Here is a 19,786-nt window from a genome sequence, read left to right on the forward strand (position 1 = left end):
AATTTTCAAACTCATTCAATTATTTTTTGACAACAATCCCTTTTAACTTTAGATATGCTTTTAATTTTGATTTTAAGGAGCAAAAATGCAAACACACAAGTCAGATTTTGAGGGCTTTATCATTGAAGCAAAAGAACATTTTAAAGATAGAGTTTATGTGGATTATCTCCGTCGCTTTGCCTATGGGATTGACGCATCTTGCTATACGTATGTGCCAAAAGTGGTGGTTAGGGCTAAAAATGAGAGTGATATTATCACACTTTTTAGGCTTAGTCAAAAATACAATGCTCCACTTACTTTTCGTGCTGCAGGGACTAGCCTAAGTGGGCAGGCGTGTAGTGATTCTGTGCTGGTTTTAGCTAATGCGTTTTGGCAGAATATTGCAGTTTCAAAGGATGGCTCAAGCATTACTTGTGGTTGTGGAGTGATTGGTATAGAGGCAAATGAAGCACTCAAACCCTATGGCAAAAAGATAGGACCAGATCCTGCAACGATTAATAATGCAATGATTGGTGGAATCTTCTCTAATAACTCTAGTGGTATGTGCTGTGGGATAAAACAAAATAGTTACAATACTATAAAATCAGCGCGTTTTATTCTCCATGATGGCAGCATCCTTGATACAAGCAATAGTGCCAAAAAGGGGCAGGATATAGAATCTTTTTTACAAAAACATAAAGACAAAGTAGATTCACTTCTTGCATTAAGGGAGCAGATTCTACAAGACAAAGAGCTATGCAAACTGATTAGACGGAAATTTGCCATTAAAAATACCACAGGTTATAGCATCAATACCTTGTTAGATTTTAGTGATATAAAAGATATTATCAATCATATTTTCATAGGTGCGGAGGGGACTTTGGGCTTTGTTTCGCAGGTGGAATATGAATCCGTAGAAGATTATGCTTACAAGGCGTGTGCATTGCTATTTTATAAGGATTTAAGCATTGGGGCAAAGGCAGTGGAGATTCTAGCAAATAATGAAAGCCTTGTGAGTGCAGCAGAAATTATGGATTATGCTTCTTTGCGTTCAACTAAAGATTTAGATTCTGCACCTAATGAATTAGAGCAAATAGAAAGTGGGGCTTGTGCGATTTTGGTGCAGTTAGAATCTAGCACAAAAGCAGAGCTAGATTCCAAAGTTGCACATATTAGCAAGGCAATAGAATCTGTGCCAAGCCTCTTTGGGACACATTTTAGCAGTGATGCAGCACAAATGGAATCTTGGTGGAAAATCCGTAAAGCCCTTTTGCCCCTTGCTGCAGGAAAACGCCCAAGTGGAAGCATTGTTATTACTGAAGATATTTGCTTCCCTATTAGCACTTTTGCACAAGGTATACAATCCATCACCAAGCTTTTTGCGAGATTTAATTTTGAGGGCATTATTTTTGGACATGCTTTAAGTGGGAATGTGCATTTTATCATCACACCAAATCTCAATGATGCACAAGAAAGCAGAGCATTTGGGGAGTTTATGGAGGCAATGGTAGATTCTGTCCTTTCCTTGCAAGGTAGCACAAAGGCAGAGCATGGCACAGGACGCATGATAGCGCCCTTTGTGGAAAAAGAGTGGGGAAAAAAGGCATATGCTATAAATCGCAAGATAAAAGAGATTTTTGATCCGCATTATCTCATAAACCCCGATGTCATTATTAGTGATAATCCACAAATCCACATGCATAATCTCAAACAAAGCAGTGAAGTAGATGATTTTATCAATCAGTGTATGGAATGTGGATTTTGCGAAAAAGTCTGCCCAAGTAGAGAACTCACCCTCACGCCTAGACAGAGGATAGCTGTAAGAAAGGAAATTGCAAGATTGCAATCTTTGCTTCATAGCATAGATTCTAGCACTCCTATAGAATCTAGCTTGGCAAAACAAGGCGCAGTTCCTTTAGCAAATAAGAGGCAACTTCAAGCAGAATTACAAGCCTTGCAAAAAGGTTACCAATACTTTGGCATTGATACTTGTGCGACTTGTTCAATGTGCTCCCTATCTTGTCCATTAGAAATTGATAGTGGTAACATTGCTTCAAAGCTAAACCCTATGACAAAGAGCGTATTCTCACGCTTTGTAGCAAAACAGAGTGCCAATCATTTTAAACCCACACTTAGCATTGCTAAAGGGGCGTTAAATGTGGCAAACTTTGGCTTTAGTGTCTTAAGCAAAAATACGCTTAATGCCCTAAGTAAAAAACTCACTTTTATGCCCTATATCCCAAAATCACTACCTCTGGCAAATAACTATAAGCTAGATTCTAAAGACTATGGGAAATCTAACCAAATTGCTGTAATATATTTTAGCACTTGTATCAACCGAGCCTTTAGCCCCTCATCTAGTCTAAAAGATACTCGTCCTTTGCAGGAAGTCTTTGAATCCTTGTGTAAAAAAGCAGGGGTAAGTGTGGTATATCCACAAAATGTAAGCAATCTTTGCTGTGGCAAGGCATATAAAGACTATCCACAAAGTGCAGATAAAAAGCGTAAAGAAGCATATAGGGCATTAGATTGTAGTGTGAAAGATTTACAAAGCAAAGGAGTGAAACAAATCCACATCACATGCGATCATAGTGCGTGTAGCTATGAATTAAAAAGCAATATAAAAGAGCTAGATTCTAATTTGCAAATCTTAGATATGCCTGAATTTGTAGAATCTATTCTTTTACCACGCCTTGCTATTGTGCCTTTAGATGAAAATATTGCCCTTTATGCAATGTGTTCTACAAGGAAGGGCAAATGGGATAAAAGTTTAGAATCTATTGCCAAAACCTGCACCAATGGCGAAGTGATAATCCATACTAAAACGCAATGCTGTGGCTTTGCAGGGAATAAGGGCTTTAATTGCAATGCATTAAATACTTCAGCCCTACGAGAGCTAAGCGAATTTTATGCAAACAAGCAAAAAGCATATAAGGCTTTAGCACATCAATCCACTTTAGAATCCAAGAGAGCATTTGGGGGAGAATTACATAGCAAGACAAAAGAGCAGAAATTGCAACTAGGCTTTTCTAGTTCTAGCACTTGTGAGATTGGGCTAAATGATAATACAAATATTATATGGCAAAATCTCATTTATCTTGTAGATAGGGTGAGTAATGCAGAAATAAAAGATAGAGTTTAAAACAATGCAGACAGAAATCCCAACCATCTGTAGTGGTTGGGTGATTCATAAAACATCTAAAATTCAATCAACTAGCATCATAACTCCCTTATATAACTTCCTAACCATTTCAACTCTGCACCTCTCTTTTTGAATAATGCTTGGACATTTGCATCATCTTTGTGCCCTTCAAAATTTTGAAACATTATGGGGAGATTGTAAATTTGTGCTGCAATCTTTGAGCAAATCGTGGCGGTATGCTTTTCTTTGGAAGCTAATTGTGCAGCCTTAGCCGTAGAATCAACGGGTATCCATTGTATTTACCTCTATGATATTTTAAAATCCCCCTACCCCACTGCCCAAATCTGTGCCAAGTCGTTTGATGTGGCAATTTCCAAAAAAGATATTATTTTTCGTTTGCCTATCACTCCCACTCAATCGTGCCGGGTGGTTTGCTTGTGATGTCATACACTACGCGATTGATCCCCTCTACTTCATTGATGATACGATTGGAAATGCGTTCTAGGAGGTTATGGGGCAGATGTGCAAAAGTCGCTGTCATCCCATCGATTGCCTCTACTGCACGCACACATATCGTATTGTCATAAGTTCTATTATCCCCCATCACGCCCACGCTACGCACATTGAGCAATACACAAAACGCCTGCCACACCTTATCGTAATATCCACTCGCGTGCAGTTCCTCCAAAAAGATCGCATCAGCTTTTTTCAAAAGTTGCAAATCTTCCTCATTGACATCTCCCATTATGCGGATGGCAAGTCCGGGACCGGGGAAAGGATGACGCATTAGCATTTCTTTGGGCATCCCAAGCTCAGCACCCAGAGCCCTCACCTCATCTTTAAAAAGCTCACGCAATGGCTCAATCAGCTCAAACTTCATCCAATCGGGCAATCCTCCCACATTATGATGACTCTTGATTGTTTGGCTAGGACCTTTGATACTCACTGATTCGATCACATCGGGATAAAGTGTGCCTTGAGCCAAAAACTTGATCTCTCCTTGTGCATTGTGTTTTTTGGCTTCCGCTTCAAAAACCTCAATAAAAGTTTCGCCGATGATTTTACGCTTCATTTCAGGATCTCTCACCCCCCTAAGTTTGTTGAGAAACACCTCTTTGGCATCGATGGTGATCAATGGCACCTTCAAATGCTCTTCAAACATCGCCTCTACAGCCTCCCTCTCCCCTGCTCTCAAAAGTCCGTGATCGACAAACACAGGGATGAGATTTTCCCCAATCGCACGATAAAGCAAGGTCGCCACAACGGAGCTATCCACTCCTCCACTCACGGCACACAGGACTTTGGCTCCCCTACTCTCTTTGTTTGCACCCCAAACAATTTCTCGCAGTTTTGCTATCTCAGTTTGAGCGAAATTGTGCATATTCCAATGATTTTGGCATTTACAAATATCAAGTGCAAAATTTTTGAGTATCAACCCACCACACTCGCTATGGACAACTTCTGGATGAAACTGCAGGGCATAGATTTGTTTCTCAGGGTTTGCAATCGCACAATAATGAGTGTTGCCGCTTTTTGCCAACTCTTTGAATCCATCAGGGATTTTTTCAACTTTGTCAGCGTGGCTCATCCATACGATACTTCTATCACAAACCCCTTCAAAAATCCCTCCTTGCTCGATCAGCTCGAGTTCTGCTTTGCCAAACTCTTGACTCTCTGCACGCACAACACTTCCGCCAAAAAAATCTGCGATGTATTGCATTCCATAACAAATACCAAGCACAGGAATCCCTAGCTCAAAAATCGCCCTATCAGGTCTGTAGGCACCCTCCTCATACACACTTGCAGGACCACCGCTCAAAACAATTCCTTTTGGTTGTTTGTTTTTGATCGTCTCAATACTCTCAAAATAAGGAACGATTTCTGTATATACCCCCACTTCACGCAATCTTCTTGCAATCAGTTGCGTGTATTGACTTCCAAAATCTAGCACCAAAATTTCAACACAATTCATCTAAACCCTTTGTAGAAATATTATTTTGTATATTGTAGTTTGTCCTCTCTGTTTTTTTGCTTATCTTTTTTGGATTCTAAGATTTTTGCCCCAAAAGATAATGAGCCCCCAAGCTTTCTTTGCGTTCCATTGCCCTAGACACTATCTCTCTAGCACACAATAGACGCAAATACACCATACGCCCACATCGTTTCTGCAACATTCCCTCAATCTCCCCAAAAGCCATCGCCAGTCCATCATCACTGCGTGCGATCCCGACTTTTTCCCACATCAATCGCTTGAGAGCTCTTTTGTAAGCCTCATCATTTTCGTGATGGAGCAAGTAGTTTTTTGGCGTTAGGCATTTGGGCGTATGCTCACAATCTCTAGCATTTGCAATCATTTGTGCGACCCTTTTCCCAAACACAAACCCCTCTAGCAACGAGTTGGAAGCCAAACGATTAGCCCCGTGGATACCGATATGACTGCACTCTCCAATCGCGTAGAGATTTTCTGCTCCAATCACGCGAGAATGCAAATCAGTTTTGATTCCCCCCATACAATAATGAAAAGCAGGAAAAATCGGGATCCGATCTTGCGGTGGATTGAATCCATAAGATTTCAAGACTTTGTAGATATTTGGGAAACGCCCTTGAAACTCCCTCTCTCCAAAAGCCGACAAATCCAAAAACACCTCTTGCATCTGTCGCTTCAAACAATAATCAAAAATCGCCCTTGAGACCACATCTCTTGGTGCTAACTCACCCCTAGAATCATATTCGAGCAAAAAACGCAAACCATCTCGATCAACGATCATTCCCCCCTCCCCTCTCACCGCTTCACTAATGAGTGGCTTCCTAGCACCTTGTGCTTGAGTGAAAACACTTGGGTGGAATTGCGTCATCTCCATATCTTGTAGCTTGAAATGATGCTCCAACATCACCCCGTGCATTTCCCCACCCAAAGTGTGTGCATTGGTATGGTATTGATACAAATCGCCAATCCCCCCACTTGCTAGAACAATGTGTTTGCCATAGACTTGAGAGACCTCTCCCCCACTCTCTAGCACCACTCCGACACATTGATTTGCCTCAAATAGCAAATCTAGCACATTGGTGTGTTTGCGTATGGGGTGTTTGAGTTTTTGCAACAAAAAAGAATGCAGGATTTTGCCCGTCCCATCGCCCCCGAAATGAATAATCCTTGCTTTTTGATGTCCCCCCTCTCTTGTGTAGAGTATCTTTCCTGCAGAATCCCTATCAACCAGCAATCCCAACTCTGCAAGATCTTGCGTGACATTGAGGCTCTCTTGGCTTAGGATTTGGAGAGCTTGGGGGCAATTCATCGCTAGTCCTGCTTTCAAAGTGTCCTCAATATGGGCTTGAACATCGTTTTGATCCAGTGCGACACTGATGCCGCCTTGAGCATAAAAGGTGTTGCAAACATTAGGCTCATCTTTGCACACGACTAGCACTTTGAGCGTTTGGGGCAAATGGATCGCACAATACAACCCAGCAACACCAGAACCTATGATAATGACATCATATTTTTCCATTTATTAGGACACAACCCCTCTTATTTCTCGATATGTGTGTTTTGCTCTGTGTCTTGCTCCCACTTAGGAAGTGTCTTGTATCCACAGGCATACAAAAACAAACAACAATATGCTAAAATCATCCAATGAAAACTTCTCATTGCATTATCTCCCAGATCAGAAATTCTTTGCCACGCTTGCAAGAGCTTGATGAGATTCAAAAACTGCGTCATTCTTTGCCACTTGAGCTACAAAAACAGATTGATTTTGTATGCAAAAAAGGCACAACACTTTTGTTTGCACTCAAAAATCCGAATTATATACCCGAATTCAACACTTACAAAGCAAAAGACATTCTAAACGCTCTTTTTCCCCTCAAAGAGCATTTGTCAAGCCTAAGCCAAATACAAAAAGTGCAAGGATACATCCCTCACAAACGCCTTCATCAAGACGATCAAGGCTCCAAATATTTCAAAGCCCCCAAGAATTATGCGATTTTGAGCGAACAGACAGAAGTGTTGTTTTTGCAACCCTATGTAGAGCGTGCCAATGGCGATTTTATCAATCACTCCAGCAACCCCAAGCTTTTTGATTTGTTTGAAGAAATCCGTGCCACCATCATCAGAAACAAACATCAATGAATCCCAAACCCCATCTCACCGCCACACTCAAAAATCTACCCAAAAAAAGTGGCATCTATCAATACTACGACCACAAAGGGCATTTGCTCTACATAGGCAAAGCCAAAAACCTCTTTAACCGCATCAGGAGTTATTTCCGTATCAGCGATGGCACACCCAACAAGCAATTAAGTCCAAGGATCTACAATATGGTGCTAAAAATCGAAACGATCAAAATCATCATCGTTGATAACCAAACAGACGCCTTGATTTTGGAAAACTCTCTCATCAAACAACTCAAGCCGCGTTACAACATTTTGCTCCGAGATGACAAAACCTATCCTTATATTTTCTTTGATTTAAGTCAGCCATTCCCCCGTCCTCAAATCACAAGAATCAAACGCACCCAAAAACAACTAGAATATTTCGGACCCTTCACTCAAGGTGCAAGAGATATTCTCCAAAGCCTTTATGAGCTCCTCCCACTTGTGCAAAAAAGCAGTTGCCCCAAAGAAAAAAAAGCCTGTCTGTTTTTCCAAATCAATCGTTGCAAAGCCCCGTGCGAAAACAAAATCACCCCTAGTGAATATGCCATTTTTGTCCAACAAGCCATCGCTTATCTCAAAGACAAACGCACCCTCATCAAGCAACTAGAGGAAAAAATGCAGACACTAGCTTCACAAGAGAGGTTTGAAAGGGCTTTGATTTTGAGGGATAGGATTGCAAAAATTAGCACCCTAGAGATTCAAACCCCGATTGATTTGCACCAAAAAAATGCACAATGGGATATTTTCTATCTTATGCATGAGGCTAGAAGGGCGGTATTGCTCAAGCTCTATATGCGTAATGGAAAAATCATCGCAAGTGATTATGAGAGGTTTTCTCTGCAATACCCACTCCTCTCTCTCGAAGATGAAACAACCATCTACCAACAAGCCATCATCAATCATTACCAAAAAAATCTCCCCCTACCCCCACAAACGCTACTTCTGCCCAAACATCTATCAGATGGATTGTCAGAGTGCCAACAATGGCTCAAAGAGAGCCAAAAAATCGATATTGTTTTTCCACAAAAAGGCATCAAAGCACAGCTTCTACAACTTGCCAAAGAAAATGCCCAAGAACAATTAAAAATCCAAGATGAAGAATCCCCTATCAAAGAAGCGCTCAAAGATTTGTGCGAACTGACTGCATTGCCACACAAAATCGAGGTTTTTGACACAAGTCATCACAATGGAGCTCACAATGTCGGAGCGATGATCGTCTATGAAGATGGGAGATTCCTCAAAAGTGCCTATCGCCATTATATGCTAGAAGGAAGCGATGAGTCTTCCCAAATGCGTGAGATGCTCACGCGTCGTGCCAAAGATTTTGAGCGTTCCTCTCCTCCAGATTTGTGGCTCCTTGATGGAGGGGTCGCACAAATCCATATCGCACAAGAAGTCTTGGAGAGTGCAGGAGTGCATATCGATATAGTCGCGATTGCCAAAGAAAAACTTGATGCCAAAGCACATCGTGCCAAAGGGAGGGCAAAAGACATCTTGCGTGCTTACATCGACACCCAGTGCAAAAGCTTCGCTTTGCTTCCAAGCGATAAGCGATTGCAGTTTTGCCAAAAGCTAAGAGATGAGGCACATCGTTTCGCAATCAATTTTCATCGCAAGAAAAAACTTCAGAGCTTCATCCCAAAGCTTTAAGCTATAATCACTGCAAAAATCCCTACATTTTGAGGAAGCAATGATGTGCAGATTCTTCAAACTTCAATGTTTTTTGTTCTTGATATTTCTGTATGGAGAATCTCCTGCCTCCACTTCTGCCCCCTCCCCTACTAGCAATCAGGCTCTAGGAGACTCCCTAGCCCCAAAGGCTCATTGGATTTATGATGTAGATTTTGGATTTTTGTTTGACAATCTAGAGGATTCAGATCCTTATTGGGCTACACGCACCCTGCTATCTGCAAAACTCTCTCCAGAAGTGGGCTTGGCTTTTGATAATCAAACAATCAAGCTTGGAGGGTATTTCATCCTTGATATGGGGGAACAAGTCCCTCAAAATGGAGGTATGACACTCTACTATAGCTTTGATAGTGCGGATTTTTCTGCATATCTAGGTGCATTTCCCAAAAAATACCAAATAGGCAAATACCCCCTTCTGTATTGGCGTGAAGATTATGATTTCTACCATTCAAACTTCAATGGCACGATGTTTCAATATCACTCTGCGGACAATGGCACTGATGTGGAATTGATTTTGAATTGGTATGGAGGCAAACTCATCAAGCGTATTGATGAGTTTATGCTAGAGGGCTTTTGGCAAAGCAACTTCTATGATAGGTTGCTGTTTATTGGTGCGTCATCTCTAGTGTTTCATATCAAAAACGATGAGATACTCAACCCCACCATCTATGAGAGTGCCTATCTTTTGGATAGGATCTACTATGAAGCCCGCATAGGGAGTGATTTGTCCTCACTCGCCCCTAGTTTTGATCAGCTCTCACTGCAACTCTCACTTCTAGCTTCCTTGGAACGCAAGAGATTTTTGGATAAAGGGATCGAGCCATTTGATCACAGGATTGGCGGGGAACTTGGATTTCAGATCCAATACCAAGGTTTTGGATTTGGCAATTCTCTGTATGTGGGTGATTCTCATATGAAGTTTTTCTCTCAATATGGGGATGATCTCAAAAATGCAGGATATAGCGGTCTTCCTTTTTATCAATCCTCACTTTATAATCGATCAGAGCTTTATTATCAATACCAAAACTCCTATCTCAACCTCAAATGCAGTGTGATTTTTCACACCACACAAAAGCACTTCGCCCATCAACAAATGATCACCCTTAGTCTAGACACAGAGAAGCTTTTACGACAGCTTTTCTAAACTCAAATACAGCCATAGAGCCAAGCCCAAACCGGGCAACGCCCAAAAGGCTACAGCAAAGCGTATAGAAGCAAAAAAGCAAATCAAATAGATTCCAAATATCCAATCAGGGAGCTCAACGCCACTTCCATCAAGAACGATTTGATACATCCACTCTAGCCCCCAATCTAGCACCCCGCCAATGCCCAAAATATGCAAAAACAACGCCAAAACAAAAAATGCAGGAAAAACAATACTAAGAGGAATGCTCAAAATGCTCCAAGGTGAAAATATCGGAAAGACAAACAAGCTCAAAGGAAGCATTGAGAGAAACAGATAGGCATTGAAAAACAGCACATAAATCACGATTTGTGCCAATTTGCCCAAGCGATTGAGATGGAAATATCTCACAATGCCTATAATCAAAAACACACCCGCACAAGAAAACCAAAACCCAATGCTCACAGCCAAAAAGGGGAACAACGCCAAAAGGATTGCCATACACACAAACAAAAACCTATATTCCAAGATACGCAGATTGTAATACAGCAGAAAAATAGCCAAGGCACTCATCGCAAACGCCCTCAAAAAAGAGGGCTGGAAATCAATCACAACCAAATACCCCAGCAATAGCAACAAACCCAAAAAAGACAAATCAAAATGCCGATGCCGATATGTGAAATACCTTTGTTGCAAAAATCGATACGGCACCCCCACGATCCCAACAAACACCCCAAGCAAAATCCCCAAATGCAAACCACTGATTGCAATGAGATGAGAGATCTGCAACTTTGAAGCCAAATCCCTCCACTCTTTGGGCAAATGGAATGCCAAAAAAAGTGTCTCATACAACTCAGCATAAATCGCCTCTTGATGTTGTGATGCAATCCAGCTCGACAAATAATGACGCACGCTTGATCCTTGTGGCTCAAGGGTAATGGAAAAAGTGACAAAAAAGCAACTTTTGAGCGACTGGATGAAGCTACATTTGGTAGGTTTTCCAAAGATTGTGATATGGCGGTTTTGGAGGTTTTTGAGATGTTCTTTGCTTGTGGTGTAGAGGATTTGAGAACTGTCTGTTTTGAGCTTCAAAACCCAATAATCCTTTTTGGGATATTGTGCCAATACCAAAGCACTGATAGTCTGCTTATCTTGCGTGATATAAGATTGATATTGCGTGTATCTCATCCCCCAAAAGAGCAGTGCCACGCACAACAGAATCAAACCAAAGCCACCCCACTCTTTTGGCGTATCCAACAATGGCTGGGTGTTATGATTCACTATGCTGATGTTCTTTGAGGTTTGCACACAGAGGAGTCAAATAGTCTTTTTGTAAAATTTTCTTATCTTGTAGCTCACACATAAAATGTGCAATATCGTCAGCTTGAACAAACTTCGGACCCCCATTGAGATCTGAAGCCAAAATGCCGATAAGTTTGCCATCGCGTGTATAAAACCCCTTGCCATAAGAATACTTATATCCCTTAAAGTCGTTGGTTTCAAGCATGGTGAGTTTGTTCAAATCCTCGTTTTCTACAATCGTGCGTTTGGACATAAAAGAATTAAGCTCACTGATTGTGGGGGAATAAACCACCCCTTGAGGTGTTAGGACATTATCAAACACATCAATCCAATATTTGGAATAAAGGCGATCGTGGTAATAGCTTTTTGGGCGGGGGTTGCAATAAGTGTCCGTATAAGCGGAAGTTTCCAAAATCGCAAGTCCTCTCTGCAAGTCAAGTGCCTTGATAGATAGCTGTGCCACACACACAAAAGGGATCGAGCTATCATCTTGCATCATCGCATAACTAGCCCGTGCATAGATTTCTTCGCTATAAACCATATTGGCTGAAGTCAAAAATATCCCATCTCTTAGCAAAATGCCATAGCTTCTTTTGATACTCCCATCCAAAAAAATAGTCGTAATCACTGAAGTTCCATATAGCCAACTTTGATTCTGCACATATTCTTCTTGGATTTGTCTAGTTGTGTCTTTGGGGCGATTATCCATCCCTTCATAAGGAGATTTCCCTTGACTTTCTTGCAGATGTGTAGAGCCTCTGATAATTTTTTGGGGTTTTTTGTCGGCAGAGCCCTGTTGTGTTGTTTGCGATTCTTTCAATACTCGAATCTCTTGATGATTCAATTCACGCATTTTATGTATTTTGGGAGCTTCCGAAGCATAAAGAAAAGCAAAAAATACGCACATGACCGACAGATTTCTCATTTGTTTCCTTGTTTTTTGGTTAAACAATTAAGTGATTTCCAAAATATCGGTAAAATCCGAAACTTTATAAACCAATACTACAAAATTAAGGATAAAAAATGGCACTCAAAACCTACACCCCCACTCAAGAAGAGTTAGCAAGTTTTGCTTATGCAAGTATTCAAACAGACAAAGGAACGATTGTGCTTGAGCTGTTTCCCCAAGACGCACCACAAAATGTGTGCAACTTTGCCACTTTGGCTCAAGAGGGCTTCTATAATGGATTGACTTTTCATCGCGTGATACCAAACTTTGTCGCACAGGGAGGCTGTCCGATTGGCAATGGTTGCGGTGGTCCGGGATACAATATCAAATGTGAAACACAAGATAACCCACATAAACACATCAAAGGCACACTCTCTATGGCACACGCAGGCAAAGATACAGGTGGCAGTCAGTTTTTCATCTGTTTCGCTCCACAGCCGCATTTGGATGGGGTGCATACGATTTTTGGGCAAATCCAAGATGAAGAGAGTTTGAAGGTGTTAAATCAAATCAAGCAAGACGACACAATCATCGAGATTTGTATCCATTCCTCCAACCCCAACGCCTGATCCATCTCCCCTACTCCACCCTTGTGGAGTGTTTTGCCTTGATTCTTTTCATTACAAAAACGCTAGGACAACCAAAGGCTATCAACTTTGTTTTGCTATAATCTCACCTTTACAACATTTGGGGCTGATTTGGCTTCGACAGGAGCTAGATAGCTTGAATAGCACGCCGGATGGCATTCCGTAATCCTGCCAAGTTTAAAATTAAACGCAAACAACAAAAATTTTGCTCCAGCTTACGCAGCAGCGTAAGTCTCACAACTCTTCGGAGCCGATTAGTTGAGCCATACTAGCCAACTCTTCTAGTCGTCATACCTGCTAGTTGCTTTTGTGCCAAGTCTAGGGGTACAAACTAAGACAATAGACTGCAATATAGAGAGTTTTGGGGGTTGTGGCTCTATATCCAAGACACACAACCCTGTCTAAGCGTGTAGAAGTTCAAGTGGGTTTGGCTTTTGGACTGGGGTTCGATCCCCCACAGCTCCACCATTTATCAGAATCTAAAATCACCCAAACACATGACTACTCAAACTAATCTCAATGCAAAAATCCAATCGCAAGAAACTACAAGTCAATGATGTTTTGTGAAGGCACGGATTTTGGTATTTCAAGCTTGGCTTGGATTTTTTCTTTTGAAGTTGGCTTGTGGAGCTCTGTTCTTTTGGTGATTCTAAAATCTCTTGGGATTCTCTTTCTTTGAGTTACCTTGGGGGAAGGGGTGACTTTGTGATGTTTCAAAGGTTGGCTTGGATTCTCTCTTTTTAAGTTGGCTTGAGCAAAGCACCCTTTATACAATTCTAGAATCCCCTAGGATTTCTCTTAAGGGGATCAAGGGGAACTTAAAGCAAGCGTTCCCCTTATCCCCCTTAACAACCCCCATAACCCCAGCATTGCATTAGCAAGGCTCGTTCAAGATTACATTGACTTGGAATCCTTTTTGGTTCTACAAGGTTGGTTTGGTTAGCAGTTGTTTGTGCTTATATTGAAGTGGTGAGGGTTTTGAAGTTTTGATTTTGTATAATCATATCTGTGTTGGAGAAGGACGCTTCCTTGTGAAAGGAGGTGGTGGTGATGAATATGTTTATTCTCATCATAAAGCTTCTGCTAGCTTTGCTAGAGCTAGTGGAAGCCATTCTTGAGCTTCTAGCTCAATTATCATAATTTTAACAAGAGGCATTATACTCAATCTAGCCAAAGTTTTGATTGATTCTTCAACACAGCAAAAATATACAAGGAAGTAAGTCCATAAACGGAGGTTAGATTGAGTTTGGGATTATTCCCAGTGTCTCTCCCCCCTTGTAAATTTTCTTACGCAGTTTTTGCATTGCTTGTTCCCTCATACTTCTTTTTGGTGTTTCTAGAATCTCTTAGGATTCTCTTTCTTTGAGTTGCTTTGACAAAAACCACGCTTTTTGATTTTTTGTGCGTTTAGCTTGAAACTTTCTTTTGAGCTTTGCTTTGGCAAAAGCACATTTGCTACTTTTTCAAGCACGGCTTGGATTCTCTCTTAAGGGGGGCAAGGGGAACTTATAGCAAGCGTTCCCCTTATCCCCCTTAACAACCCCCATAACCCTAGCATTGCATTAGCAAGGCTCGTTCAAGATTACATTGACTTGGAATCTTTTTTGGTTCTACAAAGGTTGGTTTGGTTAGCAGTTGTTTGTGCTTATATTGAAATAGTGAGGGTTTATAATTGATTAGAGTTTTTTGATAGTTTGCAAAGAGATTCTTAAAATCAAAAACAAAACTTTTCAAAAAGATTCCAAGAATCTAAGAATCCAAAGAATCAAAAATCAAAAATGCTTTCACAAAGATTCTAAAGATTCCAAGAATCTAGTTTCAAATCAAAAAATCAACAAACAAGAATCAAACAAAAACATTGCACTCTATCGTTGGGTTGTCACACAAAAAGCGGGCAGGGGTTTGGGGGATTTTAAGGGGGATAAGGGGGGTGCCTCGCAATAAACCCCCTTGTCCCCCTTATAGAAAAAAGCAAAGTGGGAATTGGTAACCAGAAAGTGTGCTGTGGCAAAACCAATCTCAAGCAAAGAATCAGATTGCATTGGAATCTTTTGAGGTTCTACAAGGTTGGTTTGGTCAGCAGTTTGCATTGCCTTTATAACTTAGTGAGGTTTTGCGTTTTTTGTTTTTGTTTGGCTTTGTGGGTTAAGTATTGAGTTTTGTAAAACACCCCTGCCTATCGGACAATAGGCAGGAAGGAGATTCTAAAGAATCTAAATGAAAACAACAGCACAATTTGTCTGTAGGAGCATTCTAAGGGGCATTTGACACCAAATGCCCCACCAAAGGCTCGATACTTCTTGCAAGGAATGATGATCTCCTATCTCCCCTTTAGCCCCTTTGCTTTTGTAGTTGCCCTCATTACCCCCAGTCCTAAGGCATACCCAAAGGCTTCTTTATAATTACCCTCATTTAACCCCAAACGCCAAAGGCTTTAGCCCTCTTTGCTTTTTTTACCCCCTTTCCCCTTTCATTTTGAATCACCCCCTCCCCCTTTTAGTATCCCACTACTGATTAGCAGCCTTTGTCCCTGTGTCTTTGACTTTTTGAGAGCCTGAAGGAACTATTGAAGCTTTTTCTGTTTCCTCTGTAGGAGTATTCCCTACTCTCAAAGGAGCAGTGGTTTGTGCTTTTGCATTCTCAATGCTTGTTTTCTCTCCAAAGCTATATCTAGCTCCTAGATTGAATTGGAGTTGTGTCCTTAGTTTGTCTCCAAAGCTTTTCTCTACATCCACATAGACTCTAGTGGATTGATTAAGCTCTAGATTGCTTCCTACATTTAAGACCACTCTACCATTGGAAGCAAACTCAGGATTGTAAGCTTTTGTTGTGCTTGTCGTGAGTTTGTTGGATCCTCCTGTGACAAGATCATATTCATAGAATGTTCCAACATAAAGAGAGATGTTTTTGTCTTGTTCTACAATCTTTTTACCAAAACTAGCTCCTAGTCTAGTTCTAGTCAAAAACACACTCTCTTGGAGTGCTTTGAGTTGATTACCTTTACCACTTCTAGTTTTCATCTTGGTGGTGAAGTCAGATTGATTGAGATAACCTAAGCTTAACTCTAATTGTGGATCAATGAAATAATCTTGTTGTTCTCCTAGAATGAAACGATAACCCACTTCATTGGAGAGAGTGAATCCTAGATTGTTTGCAGTGTTGTTGTGATCACTACTATTGCTCAAAGAAAAATCAGAAGTGATATAGCTGAGTTTGGCAATTGTGTCATTATAAAGACCTACATTGCTCACATAAGAATTGTAAAGAGCAATTTCATATCCACTTGATTGGATATTGGAGAGATAGATAGTATTGATACCACTCACATTGATTGCATTGCTAGCTTGAGTGGCTTTGTTGCTCTCACCCTTAGAGTGCATATAAGAGAATGCAAGTCCTATGTAGTTTTTGGCACCCTCTGTTTCTAGTGCATAATCATATCCTCCTTGAGCAGTCACATAGCTTGTGCGTGCTCCCAATCCAAAGTTAGATTCTTGGAGTCCTCCAAACACTCTAGCCCATACTCCTTGAGTGTAAGGATTGTCTCTAAGTTCTCCCATTCGTTTATTAAGAGAATTGAGGTTTGCAATGTATAAATCATAATTGATAGAGAGAGCAGAAGCGAGAGCTTGTTGGGTGGTATTATCCACTCCTAGACTGATTGCTTTGCCTAGGAAGTAGGTGGTGTAGGTATTGTTGCTAGTAGTGCTATCAACTTTGCCATTTGCTCCATTGACTTTGCCATTTTCATCTGTGGCTACTTTTTCAAAGTCAATGAGAATCTTTTCTCCACCATTGATTGTTTCAACAGAGGTGAATGTGGCTAGGGCGTCATTGACATTATCGCTATTATCTCTATTTTTTATGGTAGCGACGGCAATGTTGTGTTCTGTCTCTGTGCCACCACTTGAATATTTGATACTTGAAGTTTGGCTAGGGTCGATAGCAACGGCAAGGTTGGCTGATTTTGTATCCGTGCTAGCACTAGCCCCTACATTATGCACGATGATTCTATCGGAGTAGGCGTGTCCATAGGTATCGTTTGCTCCTACATTTACTCCTCCGATTTTGCTACCTGTTTGTGTCGTTGCGGTATCCACAGAGACAACAAAGGTGAGGTTATCGGCAGTGAGTCCTGTGTTTTGTTGGGCAGGAGATGTTGCTTTTCCAATCTCTAAGAGGTTGAAGTTGTGGGCTTGTCCCAATGTGGCTTGGGCATTGCTTGAGAGATTGAGGGTGGAGTTGGCACCAGTGGCAGAAATGGTGGTGATTTGATTCTTTTTTCCTTGCAATGTGAGGGTGGAGTTGCCGTTAAAAGCAATATTTGTCACACCTGAATCACTTGTTGCAATCTCTTGCTCTATGGTTGCATTGGTACCATTGGCAAGATTGAAAGTTGTGGTGGCGTTTGCACCATTGGTGATGATTTTAGATTCTGTGCTTCCACTTGCTACATTCACTCTTGAATCCCCTGCATTGAAATTGAAAACTACATTTCCTGAAGTGTTTTCAATGTTGTTTTTGAGCTTGAGGGTGGTTATCGCTCCATTGCCTGATGTTGGGGATTGGAAGTTGAAAATGGTTTGAGCAGAATCACTAGCTTGTGTGATACTATTGTTTCCACCCTGAGCAGTTGCTTTTTGATTTGTAATGCTTCCTTGCACTTCTACACTTTTGCCATTGGCAATGTTGAATTCTGTGGTGTTTTTATTGTCTATATTTGCTCCACCTTGAGTAAAGATATTGCCTTTAATCGTTGTGTTATCACCATTCACATTAAAGGTAAGTTTGGCATACTGATCACCATTATTACACCCTACGATGATATTTCCCATCCCACTTACATCACCACCACTTTTGACATCAAGCTCTCCATTATTACCATTGAAGTTGAAAGTCATTCCGGGTATTGCATTGGTGTCCCCTCCTCCAATATCAACTCCAACATTAGCAATTTGAGTGCCATCAGTTCCATTTGTATTGTTGCCTGTGATGTGAATCTTATTGTTGTTTCCATTGAGATTAAACTCTGTTTGCCAACCTTGCCAAGTATGTCTTACCCCTTTGTGTAAAGTCAGTGTGGTATTGTCGTTTTCAAGAGTGATGAAATTGTTTCCTCCACTAGTGTTCTTTGCTGTAGTAACGATAGAATAAAACTCGGATCCATCATCTTTTTCTTTAATCCCAACTTGTCCGATTGTTCCACTTCCACCAATAAAAATACGATTACCTCCGCCAGCACTTGCGTAGATTCCTTTTGTAACCTCTAGATTCTCTATAAAGATTCCATTTGTTCCCCCTACATCAGTAGCGGTTTTGATAGTTCCAGCAGTGAGTGTGCCTTTGGCAATGTGTGCTTTTGCATACTCAGAATCAGCAAATTTGCTTTCGTCAATACTTATTGTCAAATCTTTGGCAGTGCCACCATTTCTAAGTGTCAAAAAGCCCTTACCGATGAAGTTGCGTCCTTGAGAATTTCTCACTTCGATTGTGTTGATGTCAAGGGTGTTTGTGTCGCCCTCAAGGCTAATCATATTGCGACGATCACTAGGCTTGTATTCTGATACTTGCAATTTATCAAGATAGAGAGTGGCTTGTTTTTTGAATTGAATCAGATTTTGAGCTTCAGAAATACCTGTTTTCCAACTAAGTGCATGTGCAATAATGTTCATACGCTTATCAGCAGCATTTTCCCCAATTGTTCCCTTGCCTTCAAAAAGGATTCTGTTGTAGGCATTATTGTTGCTATCAGGGAATCTTTGTCCAGCATAGGCTTGAATCTTTCCATCTCCACTGCCTTTTTTGATGAAGTTATTTTCACCTTTGAAAGTGATACTAACTTCAGTATTAGTGTCAATGTTTGAACGCACTAGTCTGGGATAAAATCCCTCAGTCTCAATTTTTCCTTCAATCCCCCCATTTCCCTCAAAAGTGAAATTTTGTCCTCCTTCCACATATTTTGCTTCTAAATTTCCCTTAAGACTTGATCCATTTTTGAAATTAAAGTTTGTTTTTACATTGACATCAAGATCGTCTGTTGGTTTATGATATTGGGCAGTAATGGTGATGTTGCCTCTCATATCGCCATTGAAGGTGGCTTGCACTTCGTCATTAGGAAAACTACCAGCCTTAATTTGAATCTGTCCTTTGAGAGCAGTTCCTAGCGTGCTACCTTCTGCAGTAGTGGTGCCTTCAAAATTTAGTATAGCTTTGCGAGCAAATCCATTACCTTCATATTGCATAAAATCAATGGTGAGAGTGCCGGTGCCGTCATCTTTCAATAGAAGTCCCTTGCCCACATTGGTAAGCTTGAACTCCGCATTGTTGCCACCTAGTTTGAGGGTGGATCCCGTCAAAGTGGGCGTTGTAGAACCACTTTGCTCAAATTGGAAAGTTAGGCTATCAAGAGCTGTGCCCCCTTTTTGAAAAAGCTGATTGAAATCTGTGGGTGTGCTTCCTGCTTGGATTGCGACTGCATCGGTTTGCTCAAAATTCTTTCCGCCATCCGTGCTATAGCAAATCGCACTGCCGCTAGGACAAGGTGCAGTTGTCGCACTTGCCACACTCACGCCGAGTGCTAGTGCCAACGAAGTGGCGATGAGAGGCTTGTAATGGCTCATAATACCCCCCCCCCCCCGCACAAGATTTTTGTCTATACGATTGCGTTGTGTCATTTTCATCTTGACTCCTTCTATAAATAATTGCTGAAATATCAAGATACCCAAAAATGTTTAAAATCGAAACGAATTTTTGCAAATATTCTTGTTTGATTTACAATTCATAAACTTTTGTTTCGATACGAGAGGAATTTTGGCTACAAAAATTTCCAAATATCCGATTTTGTTGTCAAGATTTTCAAACCA

The 19,786-nt window shown here is 41.0% G+C and carries 12 protein-coding genes and 1 other RNA gene; 7 read left to right on the forward strand and 6 right to left on the reverse strand.

Annotation, left to right across the window (positions count from 1 at the left end; translation table 11 throughout):
• The first annotated feature begins 85 nt into the window (after positions 1 to 85).
• Positions 86 to 3,121 carry an FAD-binding and (Fe-S)-binding domain-containing protein gene (locus tag BBW65_RS01380; RefSeq protein WP_066338705.1) on the forward strand — a complete coding sequence of 1,012 codons (3,036 nt, stop codon included), beginning with the start codon at positions 86 to 88 and terminating at the stop codon, positions 3,119 to 3,121.
• Positions 3,122 to 3,198: 77 nt separating this feature from the next.
• Here BBW65_RS01380 and BBW65_RS07775 read toward each other — a convergent pair whose 3' ends face one another.
• The 3 genes from BBW65_RS07775 to BBW65_RS01390 all read right to left on the reverse strand — a co-directional run bounded on the left by BBW65_RS07775 (position 3,199) and on the right by BBW65_RS01390 (position 6,627).
• Complete coding sequence (locus BBW65_RS07775) at positions 3,199 to 3,420, reverse strand: prephenate dehydratase domain-containing protein (protein ID WP_083985973.1); 222 nt, start codon at positions 3,418 to 3,420, stop codon at positions 3,199 to 3,201.
• Positions 3,421 to 3,524: 104 nt separating this feature from the next.
• On the reverse strand, positions 3,525 to 5,093 hold the full coding sequence (gene guaA / locus BBW65_RS01385) for a glutamine-hydrolyzing GMP synthase (protein WP_066338706.1): 1,569 nt from the start codon (positions 5,091 to 5,093) through the stop codon (positions 3,525 to 3,527).
• Between the two features lie 76 nt (positions 5,094 to 5,169).
• The gene (locus BBW65_RS01390) at positions 5,170 to 6,627 is read right to left on the reverse strand and encodes an L-aspartate oxidase (protein ID WP_066338709.1); all 1,458 of its coding nucleotides are present in this window, start codon (positions 6,625 to 6,627) and stop codon (positions 5,170 to 5,172) included.
• A gap of 167 nt (positions 6,628 to 6,794) precedes the next feature.
• Here BBW65_RS01390 and BBW65_RS01395 point away from each other — a divergent pair, with 167 nt between their 5' ends.
• Genes BBW65_RS01395 through BBW65_RS01405 form a run of 3 tightly spaced genes read left to right on the forward strand, consistent with a single transcriptional unit; the run spans position 6,795 to position 10,106 of the window.
• On the forward strand, positions 6,795 to 7,247 hold the full coding sequence (locus tag BBW65_RS01395) for a hypothetical protein (protein ID WP_199919449.1): 453 nt from the start codon (positions 6,795 to 6,797) through the stop codon (positions 7,245 to 7,247).
• On the forward strand, positions 7,244 to 8,923 hold the full coding sequence (gene uvrC / locus BBW65_RS01400; RefSeq protein WP_066338716.1) for an excinuclease ABC subunit UvrC: 1,680 nt from the start codon (positions 7,244 to 7,246) through the stop codon (positions 8,921 to 8,923). The genes BBW65_RS01395 and uvrC overlap by 4 nt, the downstream gene beginning before the upstream one ends.
• 40 nt (positions 8,924 to 8,963) lie before the next feature.
• On the forward strand, positions 8,964 to 10,106 hold the full coding sequence (locus BBW65_RS01405; RefSeq protein WP_199919450.1) for a hypothetical protein: 1,143 nt from the start codon (positions 8,964 to 8,966) through the stop codon (positions 10,104 to 10,106).
• Here BBW65_RS01405 and BBW65_RS01410 read toward each other — a convergent pair.
• Together BBW65_RS01410 and BBW65_RS01415 are read right to left on the reverse strand one after the other, a co-directional pair.
• Positions 10,089 to 11,366, reverse strand: coding sequence for a ComEC/Rec2 family competence protein (locus tag BBW65_RS01410; protein ID WP_083985975.1), 1,278 nt, complete (start codon positions 11,364 to 11,366; stop codon positions 10,089 to 10,091). The two genes, BBW65_RS01405 and BBW65_RS01410, sit on opposite strands and share 18 nt — an antisense overlap.
• Positions 11,356 to 12,312, reverse strand: coding sequence for a hypothetical protein (locus tag BBW65_RS01415; RefSeq protein WP_199919451.1), 957 nt, complete (start codon positions 12,310 to 12,312; stop codon positions 11,356 to 11,358). Before BBW65_RS01415 ends, BBW65_RS01410 begins: the two co-directional genes overlap by 11 nt.
• A gap of 98 nt (positions 12,313 to 12,410) precedes the next feature.
• On the opposite strand from BBW65_RS01415, the gene BBW65_RS01420 reads away from it, so the two are divergent.
• The 3 genes from BBW65_RS01420 to BBW65_RS01435 all read left to right on the forward strand — a co-directional run bounded on the left by BBW65_RS01420 (position 12,411) and on the right by BBW65_RS01435 (position 14,867).
• The gene (locus BBW65_RS01420) at positions 12,411 to 12,905 is read left to right on the forward strand and encodes a peptidylprolyl isomerase (RefSeq protein ID WP_066338723.1); all 495 of its coding nucleotides are present in this window, start codon (positions 12,411 to 12,413) and stop codon (positions 12,903 to 12,905) included.
• Positions 12,906 to 13,025: 120 nt separating this feature from the next.
• Positions 13,026 to 13,391: a transfer-messenger RNA gene (gene ssrA, locus BBW65_RS01425) on the forward strand.
• A 1,218-nt stretch (positions 13,392 to 14,609) separates the two neighbouring features.
• Positions 14,610 to 14,867 (forward strand): hypothetical protein, encoded by a 258-nt coding sequence (locus BBW65_RS01435; RefSeq protein WP_066338727.1) that lies wholly within the window; start codon positions 14,610 to 14,612, stop codon positions 14,865 to 14,867.
• Between the two features lie 563 nt (positions 14,868 to 15,430).
• Here BBW65_RS01435 and BBW65_RS01440 read toward each other — a convergent pair.
• Positions 15,431 to 19,603 carry an autotransporter outer membrane beta-barrel domain-containing protein gene (locus BBW65_RS01440; protein ID WP_066338730.1) on the reverse strand — a complete coding sequence of 1,391 codons (4,173 nt, stop codon included), beginning with the start codon at positions 19,601 to 19,603 and terminating at the stop codon, positions 15,431 to 15,433.
• Between the last annotated feature and the right edge of the window lie 183 nt (positions 19,604 to 19,786).

The sequence above is a fragment of the Helicobacter enhydrae genome (assembly GCF_001693335.1).
Lineage (GTDB): Bacteria > Campylobacterota > Campylobacteria > Campylobacterales > Helicobacteraceae > Helicobacter_G > Helicobacter_G enhydrae.